Source organism: Pseudomonas putida (assembly GCF_009883635.2).
In the GTDB taxonomy this organism is placed as follows: Bacteria; Pseudomonadota; Gammaproteobacteria; order Pseudomonadales; family Pseudomonadaceae; genus Aquipseudomonas; species Aquipseudomonas putida_W.
This window is the reverse complement of sequence record NZ_CP026115.2, coordinates 1,283,289-1,300,131: the sequence shown is the minus strand read 5'-3', so window position 1 is coordinate 1,300,131 and position 16,843 is coordinate 1,283,289. Positions and strand designations below refer to the sequence as shown.

The window sequence follows — 16,843 nt, the reverse complement described above, 5'->3', positions numbered from 1 at the left end:
GATATCACAGGTTTTGAAAGCTGCGCGAATGTGGGAGCGGCTTTAGCCGCGAAGAGGCCGCTCCAGGCTGACTCAGGCCTTGAAGGCCCGGATAAACAACCCTACCACCTCGCGCACATGGACCTCGGCCTCATCCCCCTCCAGCGGCCCGGCACACCCCAGCAACAGCCGGTAATCCGGCGCGCCCTTGATCAGGCAGAAGAAGTGCTCGGCTGCTTGCAACGGATTGGCAATCCGCAACAGCCCGCGCTCGTCGATCCCGCGCAGCAACGCTTCCATCCCCGCCAGCACCCGCTTGGGCCCGGCTTCATAGAAGTACTCGCCAAACCCAGGGTCCTGGCTGCCCAGCGCCATGATCAGGCGGCTCAACTTCACCGCCTCGTCGCTGCTGATCAGCGCCTGGAAGCTGCGGCCGATGTTCAGCAGCACCTCCTCCACCGCAGCCCCTTCGGGGTACTCGAACATCAGATCGGGCAATTGGTTCTGGCAGGTCGCCATGACCGCCGAGCCGAACAGCGTCTGCTTGTCGGTGAAGTGGCTGTAGACCGTGAGCTTTGAAACACCTGCCGCCGCAGCGACCGCATCCATGCTGGTGTTGGCATAGCCAAGGCTGAGGAACAGGGCCTTGGCGGCTTCGAGGATGGCCCCGCGCTTGGCCAGGTCCTTGGGCCGGCCCGGGCCGATGGGTGCGTCGTTGGACATTGGAATCCGCATCTGGTTGAGGGGGCGCCCATCTTACCGGCTCGAACCGCTTCCGGCTGCAAGTCGCGACCATCGTTAATGTTGATTTTCTTTCCGACGCCGGCTTCCCGGCCTCGGTTCCCTGATTTAATATACTCGTCAGTATAAATATTCGATGTGCTCTTCGCGAAAGGATTCATCATGTTGCGCCATGCCTTGTCCCTCGCTCTGCCCGCTGCTGCCGCGCTGTTGCTGGCCGCCTGCGGCCAGGAAGCCGCGGCCCCTGCCGCACCACGCCCGGCCCTGGTGGTGCAGCCACAGCCGGCCGAAGCCGCTGCCGACAGTTACCCCGGCGAAGTGCGCGCGCGCTTCGAACCTGAATTGGCCTTCCGCATTGGCGGCAAGGTCAGCAAGCGCCTGGTGGAGGAAGGGCAGCGGGTCAAGGCCGAGCAGCCGCTGGCCGAGCTTGACCCGCAGGACGTGCGCCTGCAGCTGGAAGCCAACCGCGCCCAGCTGGCGGCGGCCGAGGCCAACCTGTCGCTGGTGCGCACCGAGCGCGATCGCTATCAGAAGCTGCTGGATCGGCAGATGGTCAGCCACTCCCAGTACGACAACGCGGAAAACCTCTACCGCGCAGGCCTCGCCCGCCTGAAGCAGGCCAAGGCCGAGTTCGACGTGGCCGGCAACCAAGCCGACTACGCCGTGTTGCGTGCGCCGCAGGCAGGCGTCATTGCCAAACGTCAGGTTGAAGTCGGCCAGGTGGTCGCCGCCGGGCAAACCGTGTTCACACTCGCCGCCGACGGTGAGCGTGAAGTGGCCATCGGCCTGCCGGAACAGCAGTTCGCACGCTTTGCCGTGGGCCAGGATGTCAGCGTCGAATTGTGGTCGCATCCCAACGAGCGCTTCCAAGGGCGCATTCGCGAATTGTCGCCAGCGGCCGACCCGCGCTCACGCACGTTCGCCGCACGCATTGCCTTCACCTCGGCCAAGGTGCCTGCCGAACTGGGGCAGAGCGCACGGGTGTTCATCGCCCATGACGGGGTGATTCCGCTGGCGGTGCCGTTGTCGGCAGTGACTGCGGAAAACGGCCAGGCCTATGTCTGGCGGGTTAACAAGGACAGCCGCCTGGAGCGCGCCGTGGTGCGCCTGGGGCCTTATGGCAGCGAAACCGTGCCAGTGCTCGAAGGCTTGGCGCCGGGCGATTGGGTAGTCGCTGCCGGGGGCCACGTTCTGCGCGAGGGGCAGGAGGTGCGGCCGGTAGATCGCACCAACCGCGTTGTGAACCTGACGGCCAAGGAGTAAGTCCCGATGGGTTTCAACCTTTCCGCATGGGCGCTGCGTAACCGCCAGATCGTGCTGTTCCTTATGATTCTGCTGGCTGCCATCGGCGCCATGTCCTACACCAAGTTGGGGCAGAGTGAAGACCCGCCGTTCACCTTCAAGGCCATGGTCATTCGAACCCTGTGGCCGGGGGCCACGGCCGAGGAAGTGTCGCGCCAGGTGACCGAGCGCATCGAGAAGAAGCTGATGGAGACCGGTGAGTACGAGAAGATCGTCTCGTTCTCGCGCCCGGGTGAGTCGCAGGTGACCTTCATGGCCCGCGACTCGCTGCACTCCAAGGACATTCCCGAGCTGTGGTACCAGATTCGCAAGAAAGTCGCGGACATCCGCCACACCTTGCCGCCGGAGATCCAGGGGCCGTTCTTCAACGACGAATTCGGTACCACCTTCGGCAACATCTATGCACTGACCGGCGCCGGCTTCGACTATGCGGTGCTCAAGGACTACGCCGACCGCATCCAGATCCAGCTGCAGCGGGTCAAGGACGTGGGCAAGGTCGAGCTGATCGGACTGCAGGACGAGAAGATCTGGATCGAGCTGTCCAACCTCAAGCTGGCTACCCTTGGCGTGCCGCTGGAGGCAGTGCAGCAGGCGTTGCGTGAGCAGAATTCGGTCAGCACCGCCGGCTTCTTCGAAACACCGAGCGAGCGCCTGCAGCTGCGGGTAAGTGGGCGCTTCGACAGCGTTGACGAGATCCGCCAGTTCCCGATCCGGGTGGGCGACCGCACCTTCCGCATCGGCGATGTGGCCGACGTGCACCGTGGTTTCAACGACCCGCCCGCACCGCGCATGCGCTTCATGGGTGAGGATGCCATCGGCCTGGCGGTGTCGATGAAGGATGGCGGCGACATCCTGGTACTCGGCAAAGCCTTGGAAGGCGAGTTCGAGCGCCTGGCGCGCAACCTGCCTGCCGGCATGGAACTGCGCAAGGTCTCTGACCAGCCGGCGGCGGTCAAGGCCGGGGTCGGCGAGTTCGTCCAGGTGCTGGTCGAGGCGCTGGTGATCGTGCTGCTGGTGAGCTTCTTCTCCCTCGGCCTGCGCACCGGCCTGGTGGTGGCGTTGGCCATCCCGTTGGTGCTGGCCATGACCTTCGCCAGCATGCATTACTTTGGTATCGGCCTGCACAAGATTTCGCTCGGCGCACTGGTGTTGGCGCTGGGCCTGCTGGTGGACGACGCGATCATTGCCGTGGAGATGATGGCGATCAAGATGGAGCAGGGCTACGATCGCCTCAAGGCCGCCAGCTACGCCTGGACCAGCACGGCGTTCCCGATGCTCACCGGTACGCTGATCACGGCGGCGGGCTTCCTGCCGATCGCCACCGCGGCCTCGAGCACCGGTGAATATACCCGCTCGATCTTCCAGGTGGTGACCATCGCGCTGCTGACCTCGTGGGTCGCCGCGGTGGTTTTCGTGCCTTACCTGGGCGAACGGCTGCTGCCGGACCTGGCCAAGCTGCATGCCGCCCGCCATGGCAAGGACGGGCATGCCCCTGACCCGTACGGCACGCCGTTCTACCAGCGCGTGCGGCGTGTGGTGGAGTGGTGCGTGCGGCGGCGCAAGACGGTGATCCTGCTGACCATTGCCGCCTTTGTCGGCAGCATCCTGCTGTTCCGTTTCGTGCCCCAGCAGTTCTTCCCTGCCTCGGGGCGCCCGGAGCTGATGGTCGACCTGAAGCTTGCCGAAGGCGCCTCGCTGGCCAATACCGCCGAGCGGGTCAAGCAACTGGAAGCGCTGCTCAAGCAGCAGGACGGCATCGACAACTACGTGGCCTACGTCGGTACTGGTTCGCCGCGCTTCTACCTGCCGTTGGACCAGCAGTTGCCGGCTGCCAGCTTCGCCCAGTTCGTGGTGCTGGCCACGTCGATGGAAGAACGCGAGCGCCTGCGCAGCTGGCTGATCAGCACGGTCGACCAGCAGTTCCCCGACCTGCGTGCCCGCGTAACGCGCCTGGAGAACGGCCCGCCCGTTGGCTACCCGGTGCAGTTCCGGGTCACCGGCGAACATATCGAGAAAGCCCGTGCCTTGGCCCGCGAAGTGGCGGACAAGGTGCGCGAGAACCCGCATGTGGTCAATGTGCACCTGGACTGGGAAGAGCCGAGCAAGGCGGTCTTCCTGGAGATCGATCAGGACCGCGCACGCGCCTTGGGCGTGAGCACCGCGCAGCTGTCGAGCTTCCTGCAGAGTTCGCTGACCGGCACCACGGTCAGCCAGTACCGCGAGGACAACGAACTGATCGAGATCCTCTTGCGCGGCACCCAGCAGGAGCGTGGCGAGCTGGGTAACCTCGGCAGCCTGGCGCTGCCCACCAACAACGGCCAGAGCGTGGCGCTGTCGCAGGTGGCCATGCTGGAATACGGCTTCGAGGAAGGCATCATCTGGCACCGCAACCGCTTGCCGACGGTGACCGTGCGCGCCGACATCTATGACAAGGAGCAGCCGGCGACGCTGGTGAAGCAGATCCTGCCGACCTTGCAGGAGATCAAAGCCAAGCTGCCGGATGGCTACCTGCTGGAAGTGGGCGGCACGGTTGAGGACTCGGAGCGCGGGCAGAAGTCGGTGAACGCCGGCATGCCGCTGTTCGTCGTGGTGGTGCTGAGCCTGCTGATGATCCAGCTGCGCAGCTTCTCGCGCACGGTGATGGTGTTCCTCACCGCGCCGTTGGGGCTGATCGGCGTGACCTTGTTCCTGCTGGTGTTCCGCCAGCCGTTCGGTTTCGTCGCCATGCTCGGCACCATTGCCCTGGCGGGGATGATCATGCGCAACTCGGTAATCCTCGTGGACCAGATCGAGCAGGATATTGCCTCGGGGCTGGACCGTTGGCAGGCAATCATCGAGGCCACGGTGCGGCGCTTCCGGCCAATCGTGCTGACCGCGCTGGCAGCGGTGCTGGCGATGATTCCGTTGTCGCGGAGCGTGTTCTATGGGCCGATGGCGGTGGCGATCATGGGTGGGTTGATCGTGGCCACGGCGCTGACCCTGCTGTTCCTGCCGGCGCTATATGCGGCTTGGTTCAGGGTGAAGCAGCAATGATTGCAAAAAGGCGCCAGCAACGACTGGCGCCTTTTTGATCATCAGACAATGTCCGTGGTCACCAGCTCAAGCACAGGCCTGTGCGACCCATGCAAGGGCCATGGCCCCTATACGCTTGCGGCGCTATTCGGGTATTGCCCTGAGCAACGAACGTCTCATTCCATTCCAGCCGCTCGCCTTGGTTACTCTCGGTTGTGACCTTGTAGCGCAGGCACACATTATAGCTATTGCCTGCCTTCAGCTTCTCTTCATCGATCATGAAGCAGAAGGTCTGCGGCAGTGACAATTCACCATTCTGCTCGATCGTGATGACCGGATGCATCACCGACCTACCTTCGGCCGCGCCCCTGCCTCCTATTACTTCACTCAGGATCAATTCGTAACTCGCCGATGCATCAGGTACTGTCCGACGCTCATCTGGGTGGTCGAAGAAAATCTGGAAGTATTGTGTGGAAGACATAACTGAAACTCCTCAATGACAAGAGTCAGCAGCATGCGACTTGATAATTGAAAGAGGAGCAAGGAAATAGATACCTGCGCTCAGGCATTGACGGAGCGGCAGCAGTGTCAGGTGCCGGCCGCTCGCGATGTAGCAGATCAGAGCGCGCCGAAGACTTTCTTGGCCAGGCTGGTAGCCGCCTGTGCCGGGTTCTGGCGAATGTTCTCTTCCTGTTTGGCAATCATCTCGAACAGGCCATCCAGCGCCTTCTCGGTCACGTAGTTCTCGATGTTGGCGTCATCCTTGATCAGCCCCAGGCCCTTGGCCTGACCGGCAAAGGCATTGTACTGCTGGGCGACACCGACCTTGTCGGTGGCCTGCTTGACGATCGGCAGGAACTTGGCGCGGATCTGCTCGCGGCTGCTCTTGTTCAGATACTGGGTCGCCGAGTCGTCACCGCCGCTGAGGATGCCCTTGGCATCGGTCACGGTCATCTTCTTCACGGCATCCACCAGAATTGCCTGGGCCTGCGGCACGGCAGCTTCGGCGGCCTTGTTCATGCTGGCTTCCAGGGCGTCGACCTGGTCACCCTTGCCGAACATCTTCATGGCCTTGGCGGCTTTGCCGAGGTTGCCAGGCAGCTCGATGCGCACATCGGGGTTGTTGCTGAAGCCGCCTGGCGTGCTCAACTGCTTGACGGCAATCTGCGCACCCTGGGTGAGGGCGTCCTTCAGGCCGCCGGTGGCGTCGGACTGGCTCAGGTCGCCAAGCGACAGGGCCAGGGCGCTGGCCGAAAGCAGCAGGCCGGCGCACAGGGTAGAGAAGCGCAGGGAGGCGCGAATCATGGGTATTTCCTTATCGATGAAGTGGGGCGGGCTCAGCGCACCGGGTCGACTTTGACCCGCACTGGCTGCTGGTCGCTGCCGTCGAGGGTAACGCCGTGGTGTTCGGTGTTGATGAACAGCAGCTTGCCATCCAGCTCGATCCGCGCGCTGACCGCATAGCGGTGGCCGGGCTTGACCTGGGCCGGGTCGTAGGTGAGGTGGAACGGCAGCGGCACGTTGCCTTTGACCGGGCCGGCCTGGCGGGCCAGGGTCACGGCGGGGGCGTCCATCAGCGAGACATCCTGCAACTCGACGCTCAAGGTGGCGGCAGGCGGCAGGGCGATGCGCTGCAGGTAGAAGACTTCGCCATCCAGGCTGGCCTGGGTGGACGGGGTTTGGCTGGAACAGGCTGCGAGCAGGGATGCGCAACACAGCATAAAGAGCTTTTTCATGGAATCTCCGGTTACCTTGGAGCCGGCTTGTGGCCAACCCCAGGGACTTTAGCGGATTTTCTGCAATGAATCAGCGGCGTGGCTTGCGCAAGATCAGCATGGAAAGGTCAGGAGGGGCGGAAAGATCCACGTCCTTGACGCTGTTGCCAGCGAAGATCGTTTTGCGTTCCAGGTCATACAAGCCAATGTTCAGCTTGACCTGCCGGCCGTCCGGTACGGTTGCTGGATCGATGAACAGCGTGAAGGGGGCGCCATCGCCATTGAGCAACAGGGAATGCTCAGCAAGGTTGCTGGAGTATCGGTTACTGTAGCCATCCTCCTGGATGACAAGCAATGTGACATCCAGGATTGCTGCTTCCTGACGCAATTCGGGCGGTATGATCACCTCTCCGTTCAACTCGATGATACTTGGCGAAACTGAACGTATCTTCACGTCTGGGGTGCCACGATCCAGCGCTTCCAGGCTCAAGTCCAAGGGCCCGCTGATTGCATCGGCAATACTGGTGGTGCGCGTCGTTCGGGCTAATACCGCTTCTGCTCCGACACCTGCCGTACAAAGGGCTTCGAGGGTAACCTCGGCATCCTCCAGGTTCTGACTGTCGAGATACAGGCGAAAGGGCATGGGTGACACTGTGGTCTGAGCACTGAACGTGCCAAGCGTCTGGCCCGCAGTGCTGCTCACCCGGAGGGTAAGCCGTGGCCAGCCCTCTGATAGCTGTGGAATGAAGGGGGCACTCAGAGTACCGGTGATTTCAAGGGTCTTGGTCATGACATCACTCCTCGAAAAGATTGCCGTGATGAATGCCATCGACCCAGGTGCCTACCTTGTCCACCGTCACCCGTTGAGTGCCGGACACCGTGTCAGGCTCTATCGGATGATGGCTGGTATTGATGTACAGCAGTTGGCCATCTTTCTCGATACGCACGCCGAGCGCGTAGCTGCGGCGCGGGTCGATCTGCTTGTCATCGAAGGTCAACTGCAGGTTGATCGGCATCAAGCCACCGCACCTCAGGCGCATTTCGGCAAGGCTGATGGCGGGCGCGTCAGCTATCGACACGTCATGCAAGCTCAGTTGGACTTGCCCGGAACGTGGCAGTGTGTTGTCGCCGGAAGAAACGATTTCAACATTGAATGATTTCAATTGTGTCATTTTGATGCTCCTTGAGAGGGATGGCGTAGCGCGATGATCCTGGCCCCTCTCAAGGGCTTGCAGCAGACTGAAAACCTACCCTTGGATGATATCGGCCGGCTCGTCACGGTGCAGCGCCACCTGACGGATCGACAGGCGCAGCTCGGCCGACAGCACACGCTTGGCCGCGCCTTCGGCCAGTTCGCCGAGCTTGTCGTGATAACCCAGCTTGCCGTTGCCATCCGGGCGCAGCACGCCTTGCTCGATCAGGGTCTGGATGAAGTGGCGGAACAGGGTCTTGTCGAAGAACTCCGGGGCGTTGAGGCCATGCAGGATCGACAGGCGCTGGGCCATCATCACGCACAGGTCTTCCAGCGCTTCGGCGCTCAGGGTGTTCTGACCACTGTTGAGCAGCAGGGACGTGGCCATGTAGAAGCGCTGCAATGTCTGGGTGATGGTGCGGGCGAGCAGGGTCAGCAGCACGAACTGGCGTGAGCTCGGTGCCGGGCGCATGTACAGGTCGTTCTCATGGCGCAGCAGGCCCTGTTCGACCAGCGCTGCCAGCCATTGGTCGATCACTTCGTCCAGTTGCTCTGGCGTCCAGCGCAGGAACAGCTCGGCCTGCAGGTACGGATACAGCGCATGCACATACTGGCCGAGCAGTTCCCGGCTCATACGCGAGCTGCTGAGGAAGAAGCTTGCCAGCAGCGCAGGCAGGGCGAAGATGTGCAGGACATTGTTGCGGTAATAGGTCATCAGTACCGCGTTGGCTTCATCCAGGTAGAGGATGCGGCCCAGTGCGTCCTTTTGTTCTGCCAGCAGGTCCATGCCGCGGACATGCTCGATCAAAGCCTGGCCGTCGCCTTCGGGCAAGGTGGTGTGCGCGGAGTAAGGCACCTGGCGCAGCAAGGCCAGGTACAGGTCCAGCACGCGGGTCAGGGCGCGCTCGTCCAACGCCAGGCGGCTGGTAGAGAGCAGTGCCAGGGCCACCAGGTTGACCGGGTTGACCGCCGCCGCCTCGTTCAGGTGGCGGGCCACGGTTTCGCCCAGGCGGGAGGTGGTCTCGTTGAGCCAGGCCGGACGGTATTGCGGGCCCAGTTCCTGCTCGCGCCAGCCGGGTTGCTGCTCATCGAGAAAGCCGGCCAGGCGGATCGGCTCGCCGAAGTTGACGTATACCTGGCCGAAGCGCTGCTTCAGTGCACCGAAGACCTTGAAGATGTCGAAGATCGACTCCTTCTTCTTGCTCGCCCCGCGCAGTTCGCCGAGGTAGGTACGGCCTTCCAGCACGCGCTCGTAGCCGATGTACACCGGCACGAACACGATCGGTGTGCGCGACGAGCGCAGGAAGCTGCGCAGGGTGATCGCCAGCATCCCGGTGCGCGGCTGCAGCATGCGCCCGGTGCGCGAGCGGCCACCTTCGACGAAGTACTCCACCGGGAAACCCTTGGTGAACAGGGTGTGCAGGTACTCGTTGAACACCGCCGTGTACAGCGGGTTGCCCTTGAACGTACGGCGCATGAAGAAGGCGCCGCCACGGCGCAGCAGGCCGCCGATCACCGGCATGTTGAGGTTGATGCCGGCGGCGATGTGCGGCGGCGTCAGGCCGTTGCGGAACAGCAGGTACGACAGCAGCAGGTAGTCGATGTGGCTGCGGTGGCAGGGCACGTAGATGACTTCGTGGCCCGGGGCGATGCCTTGCACCTGCTCGATGTGGTTGACCTTGATGCCGTCGTAGATCTTGTTCCAGAACCAGCTCAGCACCACTTCGAGGAAGCGGATTGCGGTATAGGTGTAGTCCGAGGCGATCTCGTTGCCGTAGCGCAGCGCCTGGGCTTCGGCCTTGGCCACGGGCATGTTTTCGCGCTGGGCTTCGTCGGCGATGGCCTGGCGGACCAGGGGCGCATGCACCAAGCCCTTGACCAGGTTGCGCCGGTGCGAGATGTCCGGGCCGATCACTGCGGTCTTGAGGTTGCGAAAGTGCACGCGCATCAGGCGCTGGGCCATGCGCACAGTGCGCTCGTGGCCCTTGTTGTGCTGCACCAGTTCGCGCAGGTGGATCGGCGCGGAGAATTGCACGCGGGTCTTGCGCCCCAGTATCAGCACGGTCAGCAGCCGGCGCAGGCGCCCGGTCACGGCCCAGCTGTCGGCAAACAGCAACTTCCACGGGCTGTTTTCACTGGCCGGTGTCTGTCCCCAGAACACACTGACCGGAATGATCTGGGCGTCTTCCTCGGCGTGCTGGCTGATGGCGGCGACCAGACGCTCCAGGGTCGGTGGGGCGCCGCGCTTGTCGTGGCGGCCGAGCCAGTCAGGGTCCGGGGTCAGGTAAAAGAATGCCGCAGGCTCGTGCAGCGAGCCGACGGCCACCGGCAGCACCGGGCGCGGCAGCCCCGCTTTGGTGCATTCACGGTCGACCACCGCCAGGTCGGTGAGTGATGGCGAGGGCAGGGCATAGAACACCGGGCGGCTGCGGTCGAGCTTGAGGGTCAGGGACGACTGGTTGATGGTCTCGGAGCGCACCCACAGGTACATCAGGCGACGCAGGGCGCCGAAGATCAGGCGGCGCAGGGGGGAACGGGTCATGGGGTGAGTGCCCTGGGAATGAAATTCAGAGAATAGACAGCCATTTAGTCTGCCGTATCGGCGCAAGTTCAGCAAAATTCGGTAAATAGCGCGACGGTCATGAAATTTTTTTGTTCTGTGCCATATACTCGGCCTGCCACTTGCAGGATATTTCGGCAAGCGGCGTCGACATAGGGAGGACACCCTGTGTCTACAAGGCGATCTTCACAATAAAAATCCGGAGTAGTTCAGATGTCGTCTCGTGAGACTGGGAATGTTAAGTGGTTCAACGATGCCAAAGGTTATGGCTTCATTCAGCGCGAAGGTGGTGCGGATGTATTCGTCCACTATCGGGCGATCCGCGGTGAGGGGCATCGTACCCTGGTCGAAGGGCAGCGGGTGGAATACGCCTGCGTGCAGGGCCAGAAAGGCCTGCAAGCCGAGGACGTGGTAGGCCTCTGAGCCCCGGGCTGTGTAGGAGCGGGCTTGCCCCGCGAACACCGGCGTAGCCGGTGCCAGTCACCGTGCTGACTGCTTCGCGGGACAAGCCCGCTCCTATAAAGAAGACAAGGTCAGCTAGTACGCCAGGTGATTTCCTCTTCACCGTCGGCGCTGATGCGGATCCAGCGATCGGCATCTTCTTCACCGTCTTCCTCGACCCAGCCACCCGGCGCGCAACGCACTTCGACGTTCAGCGCGGCGAACGCGGCGCGGGCGCAGGCGACGTCATCGGCCCATGGGGTCTGGTCGCTTTCCAGGTAGAGGCTGTTCCATTTCCCTACAGCCTTGGGTAACCAGGTGACCGGAATGTTACCGGCCTGGCATTTGAAGGTCTGGCCTTTCTGCTTCCATTCGCTGCACGGGCCGACTGCCTGGCTGAGCCATTCGGCAATCTGCTTGTGATCGACGTCGGCGTCCTTCAGGTAGATCTCGATATCGGGTTGGCGCATAAGGGCTCCGGGTGTGCTCAGTGCTGGCGCACGAAATAGTCATAACGCATGGAAACCGTCACTTCGAAGGGCTCGGGCTGCTCGATCACACGGGCGCGCTTCTCGGCACTGGCGCGCCAGCCGTGCGGGGTCATCGCCAGCAGGTCGGCACGGGCCTTGCGGTCGGCCAGGCTCAGGCGGAACTCGAGGGTTTCGCTGAGGGCGTGGGCCATGCCCTCGGGCACCAGGGCCAGGTGCTTGTCGTCGGCGTAGGGGCGTACTTCATCGTAAAGCACTTCGCGCAGCTCCATCAGGTGGCCGCTGGTCGGGCCCACGCGCATCAGGCCGCCACCAGGGCTGAGCAGGCGCTTGGCCTCGTCCCAGTCCAGCGGGCTGAATACGCTGGCGATGAACTGGCAGCTGGCATCGGCCAATGGCACGCGGGCCATGCTGGCGACCATCCAGGTGACCTCGGGCGCCCGGCGACAGGCGCGCTTGACCGCTTCGCGGGAGATGTCCAGGGCATAGCCCTCGGCAGCCGGCAGGGCCTGGGCGATCTGGGCGGTGTAGTAGCCTTCGCCGCAACCGATGTCCAGCCAGGCGCCGGGCTGGCGCTCGGCGGCCAGCTCCGCCAGGCGGCGCGCCACCGGGGCATAGTGGCCGGCGTCGAGGAAGTCGCGGCGGGCTTCGACCATGGCCTGGTTATCGCCCGGGTCACGGCTGTTCTTGTGCTGCACCGGCAGCAGGTTCAGGTAGCCCTGGCGGGCGCGGTCGAAGCGGTGGCCGGCCGGGCACACCACGCCGTTGTCGAGCCGCGACAGGGCTGCCTGGCAGAGGGGGCAGGCGAGCATCAGGCGAGCAACCGGACCAGGGTCTGGTAGTAAATTTCGGTCAGCAGGTCGAGGTCGCTGGCCAGGATCCGCTCGTCGACCTGGTGGATGGTGGCGTTGACCGGGCCAAGCTCGACCACCTGGGTGCCCATGGTGGCGATGAAGCGGCCATCGGAGGTGCCGCCGCTGGTCGACGGCTGGGTGTCGCGGCCGGTGACGCCCTTGATGCTGGCAGCCACTGCGTCGAGCAGGTCGCCCGGTTCGGTGAGGAACGGCAGGCCTGACAGCGCCCAGTCGACCGACCAGTCCAGCTCGTGCTTGTCGAGGATCGCCGAGACTCGCGCCTGCAGGCCTTCGACGGTCGATTCGGTGGAGAAGCGGAAGTTGAACAGCGCGGTCAGCTCGCCCGGGACCACGTTGGTGGCGCCGGTGCCGGAGTTGAGGTTGGAGATCTGGAAGCTGGTCGGCGGGAAGAACGCATTGCCTTCGTCCCAGTGCTCGGCAGCCAGTTCCGCCAGGGCCGGGGCAGCGAGGTGGATCGGATTGCGCGCCAGGTGCGGGTAGGCCACATGGCCTTGCTTGCCGCGCACGGTCAGCTTGGCGCCGAGCGAGCCGCGACGGCCGTTCTTGACCACGTCGCCGAGCAGGGTAGTGCTCGACGGCTCGCCGACGATGCACCAGTCCAGGCGCTCGTTGCGCGCTTTCAGGCGCTCGACCACGGCCTTGGTGCCATGGTGGGCCGGGCCTTCCTCGTCGCTGGTGATCAGGAAGGCGACCTTGCCGCGGTGGTTGGGGTAATCCTGTACGAAGCGCTCGCTGGCGATCACCATCGAGGCCAGGCTGCCTTTCATGTCGGCGGCGCCACGGCCGCAGAGCATGCCATCGGCGTCGATCAGTGCCTCGAACGGCTCATGCTGCCACTGCTGCACCGGGCCGGTGGGGACCACGTCGGTATGGCCGGCGAAGCACAGCACCGGGCCTTCCTGGGTACCGTGTGTGGCCCAGAAGTTGTCGACGTCTTCAAAGCGCATCGGCTCCAGCTGGAAGCCCACGGCACCCAGGCGGTTCATCATCTGTGCCTGGCAGTCGGCATCGATGGGGGTGACCGAGGGGCGACGGATCAGGTCGCAGGCCAGTTGAAGGGTAGGCGAGAGCTCGGCAGGGGCCGTCATGGGGGACTCCGGGGCAAGGCAGGGGAAACAGAGGGGCGTTATCTTATATCAAATGAAACTGAAAGGTATGACGGGATTGCTCCACGGGACGGCTTACGGTTCCAGCAGTATGAACAACATTGTTTATGAATATAACGCCGTTCCCTGGCCTCGCATGAATGATCGCCATGGGGAGATAAAACGGCTTGGTCCAGCTATAAAAGCGGCAGTTATCGGATGATAACTACCGCTTTTACTTTACAGTTGAGTCAGGCCGAGGCTGGTGATTGTAATATTCCTCTCGCCATTGTCGGGATTTTCTGCCCACATGTTTATATAGATTTTTTCATCATTGATTTTTTCGCTAGCTTTCAGCACTAAGGGAATCAGTACGTCACTGATTTCAGTTTCATATGTTTTTTCGATCGTCTTGATCGTGCAGCGAAGGCTGTCTTCTCGGGCGTTCGAGTAGATAAAATCAATGTGCGTTGGTTCAATCTTGAATGAATTTTCAGTCGGGCGTTGCTGGTTCATGATCGTTAATCCTAAAGCGTGTATGGGAGCGCTGAGTCTAGGGTTGCCGATATTTGTCAACAACTATCATATCTACCAGTTGGCAAGAGTGCGTTACGCCAGTGTGAATTCGATCGTTCGAACTGCTCATGACAGAACGATCATTGTAACTGTCGGCAGTGGAGCCGCTTTGCGGCTCCTTTGGATTATTAAAGTTGCTTTGCAGGGGCAATACTTGCTTTTGCAACAGCCGCGCAGTGAAGCGCTGCAAACGGCCAGGAAGCTTCAAGCCTGTTGCGTTTCGACGGCCTTCTCTGCGGGCTTGGGCAGCGACGACAGAAACGCCATCACCAACGCCGCCACATACGGCAACGACTGCACCAGCAACATCGCCACCCAGAAGCGCATGTCCGAACTCGGCAGCCCCTGCACCAGGAAGATGCCCAGTGCCGCGCCCCACAACAGCAACATGATGAACAACTCTTCACGGGCTTCGGAAATCGCCACCAGCAAGCCATGGCTGTCGGCATTCTTCGGTGTGCGGAAGAACGGCATGCTGCTGGTGAAGAACCCGTACAGCACCGCCTTGGCGATGGTGTGCGACAACGCCAACCCTGCCAATGCCGCGGCAAAGGCATCCTTGAGGTTTACCCCCACCGCGCGGCGGTAGAGGAAGATGATCTTGCCGACCTTGAAGAAGAACAGCGCCAGCGGCGGGATGGCGAAGATCATCAGCGGTGGGTCGACCCGGTGCGGCACGATGATCATCGCTGCTGACCACAGCAGGGCACCGACGGTGAAGAAGATGTTCATGCCATCGGCGACCCACGGCAGCCAGCCGGCCAGGAAGTGATAGCGCTGGCCACGGGTCAGCTCGCTTCCCTTGCCGCGCAGCAGGGCGCTGGCGTGGTGCTTGATGATCTGGATGGCGCCATAGGCCCAGCGGAAGCGCTGCTTCTTGAAGTCGATGAAGGTGTCTGGCATCAGGCCCTTGCCGTAGCTGTTGTGAGCGTAGGCGGCTGACAGGCCCTTCTCGAACACCCGCAGGCCCAGTTCGGCGTCCTCGCAGATGCACCACTCGGCCCAGCCCAGTTCTTCCAGCACGCTGCGCCGGGTCATGGTCATGGTGCCGTGCTGGATGATCGCGTCACGGTCGTTGCGGGTGACCATGCCGATGTGGAAGAAACCCTTGTATTCGCTGTAGCAGAGCTTCTTGAAGGCACTTTCGTGCTGGTCGCGGTAGTCTTGTGGCGACTGCACCACGGCGATCTTCGGGTCGGCGAAGTGCGGCACCATGTGCTTGAGCCAGTTGCGGTCGACGCAGTAGTCCGAGTCGATCACCGCGATCACTTCGGCGTCTTTGGCGGTGTGCGGGATCAGGTAGTTCAACGCGCCGCCCTTGAAGCCGGCCAGGGGCGCAACGTGGAAGAACTTGAAGCGCTCGCCGAGCTTCTCGCAGTGGGCCTTGAGCGGCTCCCACACGGCCGGGTCCTTGGTGTTGTTGTCGATCACCAGCACTTCATAGTCCGGGTAATCCAGTGCGGCGAGGGCATCGAGGGTCTGTTTGACCATCTCCGGCGGCTCGTTGTAGCACGGCACGTGCACCGACACCTTGGGCCGGTAGGCGCTGTCGCCCTGCACCGGCAGGAATTCGCGGCGGCGCTTGTGAATCCACACGGCTTCGGCCAGTTCGTGGGCCTCGGTCATCAGCACGATGAACACGCCGAGTGCACCGAGCGCCAGTAGTACGCCGACAGTCAGGCTGAACCAGGTGCTGTATTGCTGGCTGTAGTCATAGGCGATCCACACCAGCACCGACCCGCACAGGAAGGTGATGAAGGTCAGGAAGGTGCGGCCGCGCTGGCGCAGGGCCGAGCCGTCGATCAGCAGCACGGCCAGGGCGATCATCGCAAGGACCACCGAGGCCACCGCCAGTGCCCGCCACTGCGGGATCGCCACCACCGGCCCCTCGAAGTTGAACTTCTGCTGGCGCTCGGCGTTGTACACGCCCCAGTAGGCGCCTACCGAGCCTTCGTCGTTGGCCTTCCACGGCTGGTCATAGGCCTCGATGACGAAGTAGTTGTAGCCTCGGCGATTCAGGGTGTTGACCAAGGTGCGCAGGTAGATCGCCTGGTCGGCCTGGGTGGCGTCGGCGCCGCCGCGCATGCGGCCATTGCTTGGCCAGCCGACTTCCGAAAGCAGCAGCGGCTTGTGCGAGAACTGGTGGCGCAGTTCGCGGGCGCGGTCGAGGACGAACTGCACCGAGTCTTTCATCGGCACGAATTCCCAGTACGGCAGAATGTGCGCGGCGATCAGGTCGACATGCTTGGCCAGTTCCGGGTGTTCCTTCCAGATATGCCACTGCTCGCTGGTGGTGACCGGCACCTTGACGGCGGCACGTACGCGATCGAGGTACTGGATCAGCTCTTCGGGCGTGACTTCTTCGCGAAACAGCGCTTCGTTGCCGACCACCACCCGCACCACACTGCGTGAGTGGTTGGCCAGCTCGATGCCTTTTTCGATCTCGCGTTCGTTGCGCTCCAGGTCCTTGCTGATCCAGATGCCCAGGGTCACCCGCAGGCCGAATTCCTCGGCCAGCCGTGGGATCTCGGCCTGGGTGCCCTCGACGGTATAGATGCGGATGTTGTCGGTGAGCTTGTTCATCTGCTCCAGGTCCTGGCGTATCTCGTCATCGCTGGGGTACTGGCCCTTTTGCGGACTTTCCCCAAGGCGGAACGGCGAATACGAGAAACCGGAGATCTGTTCCGGCCAGGCAGGTGCGGAGACTGGGCGATTGATCAACGCCCAGAACCCGGTGAACAGCGCGGCGATGGCCAGGACCACCACCAGGTTGAGGCCGAATTTGCGAGATGACATTGTGGTCCGTTTCTGTCCAAGTGATAGGACATTAAAGCAGTAATGGTAGGGTGTTTCCTAACGATGGAGGTCAGAGCGGCC

The 16,843-nt window shown here is 62.6% G+C and carries 15 protein-coding genes; 3 read left to right on the top strand and 12 right to left on the bottom strand.

The genetic code is table 11. The annotated features are described in order from the left end of the window. Window positions 1–72 precede the first annotated feature (72 nt). Window positions 73–714: a TetR/AcrR family transcriptional regulator gene (locus C2H86_RS05920; protein ID WP_159411803.1), complete on the bottom strand. Its 642-nt coding sequence runs from the start codon at window positions 712–714 to the stop codon at window positions 73–75. A 168-nt stretch (window positions 715–882) separates the two neighbouring features. Between C2H86_RS05920 and C2H86_RS05915 the strand changes: the two genes are divergently transcribed. Together C2H86_RS05915 and C2H86_RS05910 are read left to right on the top strand one after the other, a co-directional pair. Further along, the gene (locus C2H86_RS05915) at window positions 883–1,983 is read left to right on the top strand and encodes an efflux RND transporter periplasmic adaptor subunit (protein WP_159411802.1); all 1,101 of its coding nucleotides are present in this window, start codon (window positions 883–885) and stop codon (window positions 1,981–1,983) included. Between the two features lie 6 nt (window positions 1,984–1,989). Further along, on the top strand, window positions 1,990–5,055 hold the full coding sequence (locus C2H86_RS05910) for an efflux RND transporter permease subunit (RefSeq protein WP_159411801.1): 3,066 nt from the start codon (window positions 1,990–1,992) through the stop codon (window positions 5,053–5,055). 58 nt (window positions 5,056–5,113) lie between these two features. Here C2H86_RS05910 and C2H86_RS05905 read toward each other — a convergent pair whose 3' ends face one another. The 6 genes from C2H86_RS05905 to plsB form a co-directional block, all read right to left on the bottom strand. After that, entirely contained in the window at window positions 5,114–5,515 is a 402-nt protein-coding gene (locus C2H86_RS05905) for a hypothetical protein (RefSeq protein ID WP_159411800.1), read from the bottom strand. Window positions 5,516–5,652: 137 nt separating this feature from the next. Further along, complete coding sequence (locus C2H86_RS05900) at window positions 5,653–6,339, bottom strand: DUF4197 domain-containing protein (protein WP_159411799.1); 687 nt, start codon at window positions 6,337–6,339, stop codon at window positions 5,653–5,655. 32 nt (window positions 6,340–6,371) lie between these two features. Further along, on the bottom strand, window positions 6,372–6,770 hold the full coding sequence (locus C2H86_RS05895; RefSeq protein ID WP_103445415.1) for a YbaY family lipoprotein: 399 nt from the start codon (window positions 6,768–6,770) through the stop codon (window positions 6,372–6,374). A gap of 70 nt (window positions 6,771–6,840) precedes the next feature. Continuing rightward, complete coding sequence (locus C2H86_RS05890; RefSeq protein ID WP_159411798.1) at window positions 6,841–7,539, bottom strand: hypothetical protein; 699 nt, start codon at window positions 7,537–7,539, stop codon at window positions 6,841–6,843. A 4-nt stretch (window positions 7,540–7,543) separates the two neighbouring features. Next, entirely contained in the window at window positions 7,544–7,921 is a 378-nt protein-coding gene (locus C2H86_RS05885) for a YbaY family lipoprotein (protein ID WP_159411797.1), read from the bottom strand. A 75-nt stretch (window positions 7,922–7,996) separates the two neighbouring features. Then, window positions 7,997–10,483: a glycerol-3-phosphate 1-O-acyltransferase PlsB gene (plsB, locus tag C2H86_RS05880; RefSeq protein WP_159411796.1), complete on the bottom strand. Its 2,487-nt coding sequence runs from the start codon at window positions 10,481–10,483 to the stop codon at window positions 7,997–7,999. A gap of 231 nt (window positions 10,484–10,714) precedes the next feature. Here plsB and C2H86_RS05875 point away from each other — a divergent pair, with 231 nt between their 5' ends. Next, window positions 10,715–10,924: a cold-shock protein gene (locus tag C2H86_RS05875; protein WP_003252255.1), complete on the top strand. Its 210-nt coding sequence runs from the start codon at window positions 10,715–10,717 to the stop codon at window positions 10,922–10,924. 110 nt (window positions 10,925–11,034) lie between these two features. On the opposite strand, the gene C2H86_RS05870 is transcribed toward C2H86_RS05875, so the two are convergent. The 5 genes from C2H86_RS05870 to C2H86_RS05850 form a co-directional block, all read right to left on the bottom strand. Beyond that, the gene (locus C2H86_RS05870) at window positions 11,035–11,412 is read right to left on the bottom strand and encodes a hypothetical protein (RefSeq protein ID WP_159411795.1); all 378 of its coding nucleotides are present in this window, start codon (window positions 11,410–11,412) and stop codon (window positions 11,035–11,037) included. 17 nt (window positions 11,413–11,429) lie between these two features. Further along, on the bottom strand, window positions 11,430–12,242 hold the full coding sequence (locus tag C2H86_RS05865; protein ID WP_159411794.1) for a putative RNA methyltransferase: 813 nt from the start codon (window positions 12,240–12,242) through the stop codon (window positions 11,430–11,432). Continuing rightward, complete coding sequence (dapE, locus tag C2H86_RS05860; RefSeq protein ID WP_159411793.1) at window positions 12,242–13,393, bottom strand: succinyl-diaminopimelate desuccinylase; 1,152 nt, start codon at window positions 13,391–13,393, stop codon at window positions 12,242–12,244. Before dapE ends, C2H86_RS05865 begins: the two co-directional genes overlap by 1 nt. A 237-nt stretch (window positions 13,394–13,630) precedes the next feature. Then, the gene (locus C2H86_RS05855; RefSeq protein WP_159411792.1) at window positions 13,631–13,906 is read right to left on the bottom strand and encodes a hypothetical protein; all 276 of its coding nucleotides are present in this window, start codon (window positions 13,904–13,906) and stop codon (window positions 13,631–13,633) included. A gap of 264 nt (window positions 13,907–14,170) precedes the next feature. Continuing rightward, window positions 14,171–16,762 carry a glycosyltransferase gene (locus tag C2H86_RS05850; RefSeq protein ID WP_159411791.1) on the bottom strand — a complete coding sequence of 864 codons (2,592 nt, stop codon included), beginning with the start codon at window positions 16,760–16,762 and terminating at the stop codon, window positions 14,171–14,173. Window positions 16,763–16,843 lie beyond the last annotated feature (81 nt).

Coding starts and splice junctions, on each gene's coding strand:
- C2H86_RS05920 (WP_159411803.1), bottom strand. CDS start 714: ATGCGGATTCCAATGTCCAACGACGCACCCATCGGCCCGGGCCGGCCC.
- C2H86_RS05915 (WP_159411802.1), top strand. CDS start 883: ATGTTGCGCCATGCCTTGTCCCTCGCTCTGCCCGCTGCTGCCGCGCTG.
- C2H86_RS05910 (WP_159411801.1), top strand. CDS start 1,990: ATGGGTTTCAACCTTTCCGCATGGGCGCTGCGTAACCGCCAGATCGTG.
- C2H86_RS05905 (WP_159411800.1), bottom strand. CDS start 5,515: ATGTCTTCCACACAATACTTCCAGATTTTCTTCGACCACCCAGATGAG.
- C2H86_RS05900 (WP_159411799.1), bottom strand. CDS start 6,339: ATGATTCGCGCCTCCCTGCGCTTCTCTACCCTGTGCGCCGGCCTGCTG.
- C2H86_RS05895 (WP_103445415.1), bottom strand. CDS start 6,770: ATGAAAAAGCTCTTTATGCTGTGTTGCGCATCCCTGCTCGCAGCCTGT.
- C2H86_RS05890 (WP_159411798.1), bottom strand. CDS start 7,539: ATGACCAAGACCCTTGAAATCACCGGTACTCTGAGTGCCCCCTTCATT.
- C2H86_RS05885 (WP_159411797.1), bottom strand. CDS start 7,921: ATGACACAATTGAAATCATTCAATGTTGAAATCGTTTCTTCCGGCGAC.
- plsB (WP_159411796.1), bottom strand. CDS start 10,483: ATGACCCGTTCCCCCCTGCGCCGCCTGATCTTCGGCGCCCTGCGTCGC.
- C2H86_RS05875 (WP_003252255.1), top strand. CDS start 10,715: ATGTCGTCTCGTGAGACTGGGAATGTTAAGTGGTTCAACGATGCCAAA.
- C2H86_RS05870 (WP_159411795.1), bottom strand. CDS start 11,412: ATGCGCCAACCCGATATCGAGATCTACCTGAAGGACGCCGACGTCGAT.
- C2H86_RS05865 (WP_159411794.1), bottom strand. CDS start 12,242: ATGCTCGCCTGCCCCCTCTGCCAGGCAGCCCTGTCGCGGCTCGACAAC.
- dapE (WP_159411793.1), bottom strand. CDS start 13,393: ATGACGGCCCCTGCCGAGCTCTCGCCTACCCTTCAACTGGCCTGCGAC.
- C2H86_RS05855 (WP_159411792.1), bottom strand. CDS start 13,906: ATGAACCAGCAACGCCCGACTGAAAATTCATTCAAGATTGAACCAACG.
- C2H86_RS05850 (WP_159411791.1), bottom strand. CDS start 16,762: ATGTCATCTCGCAAATTCGGCCTCAACCTGGTGGTGGTCCTGGCCATC.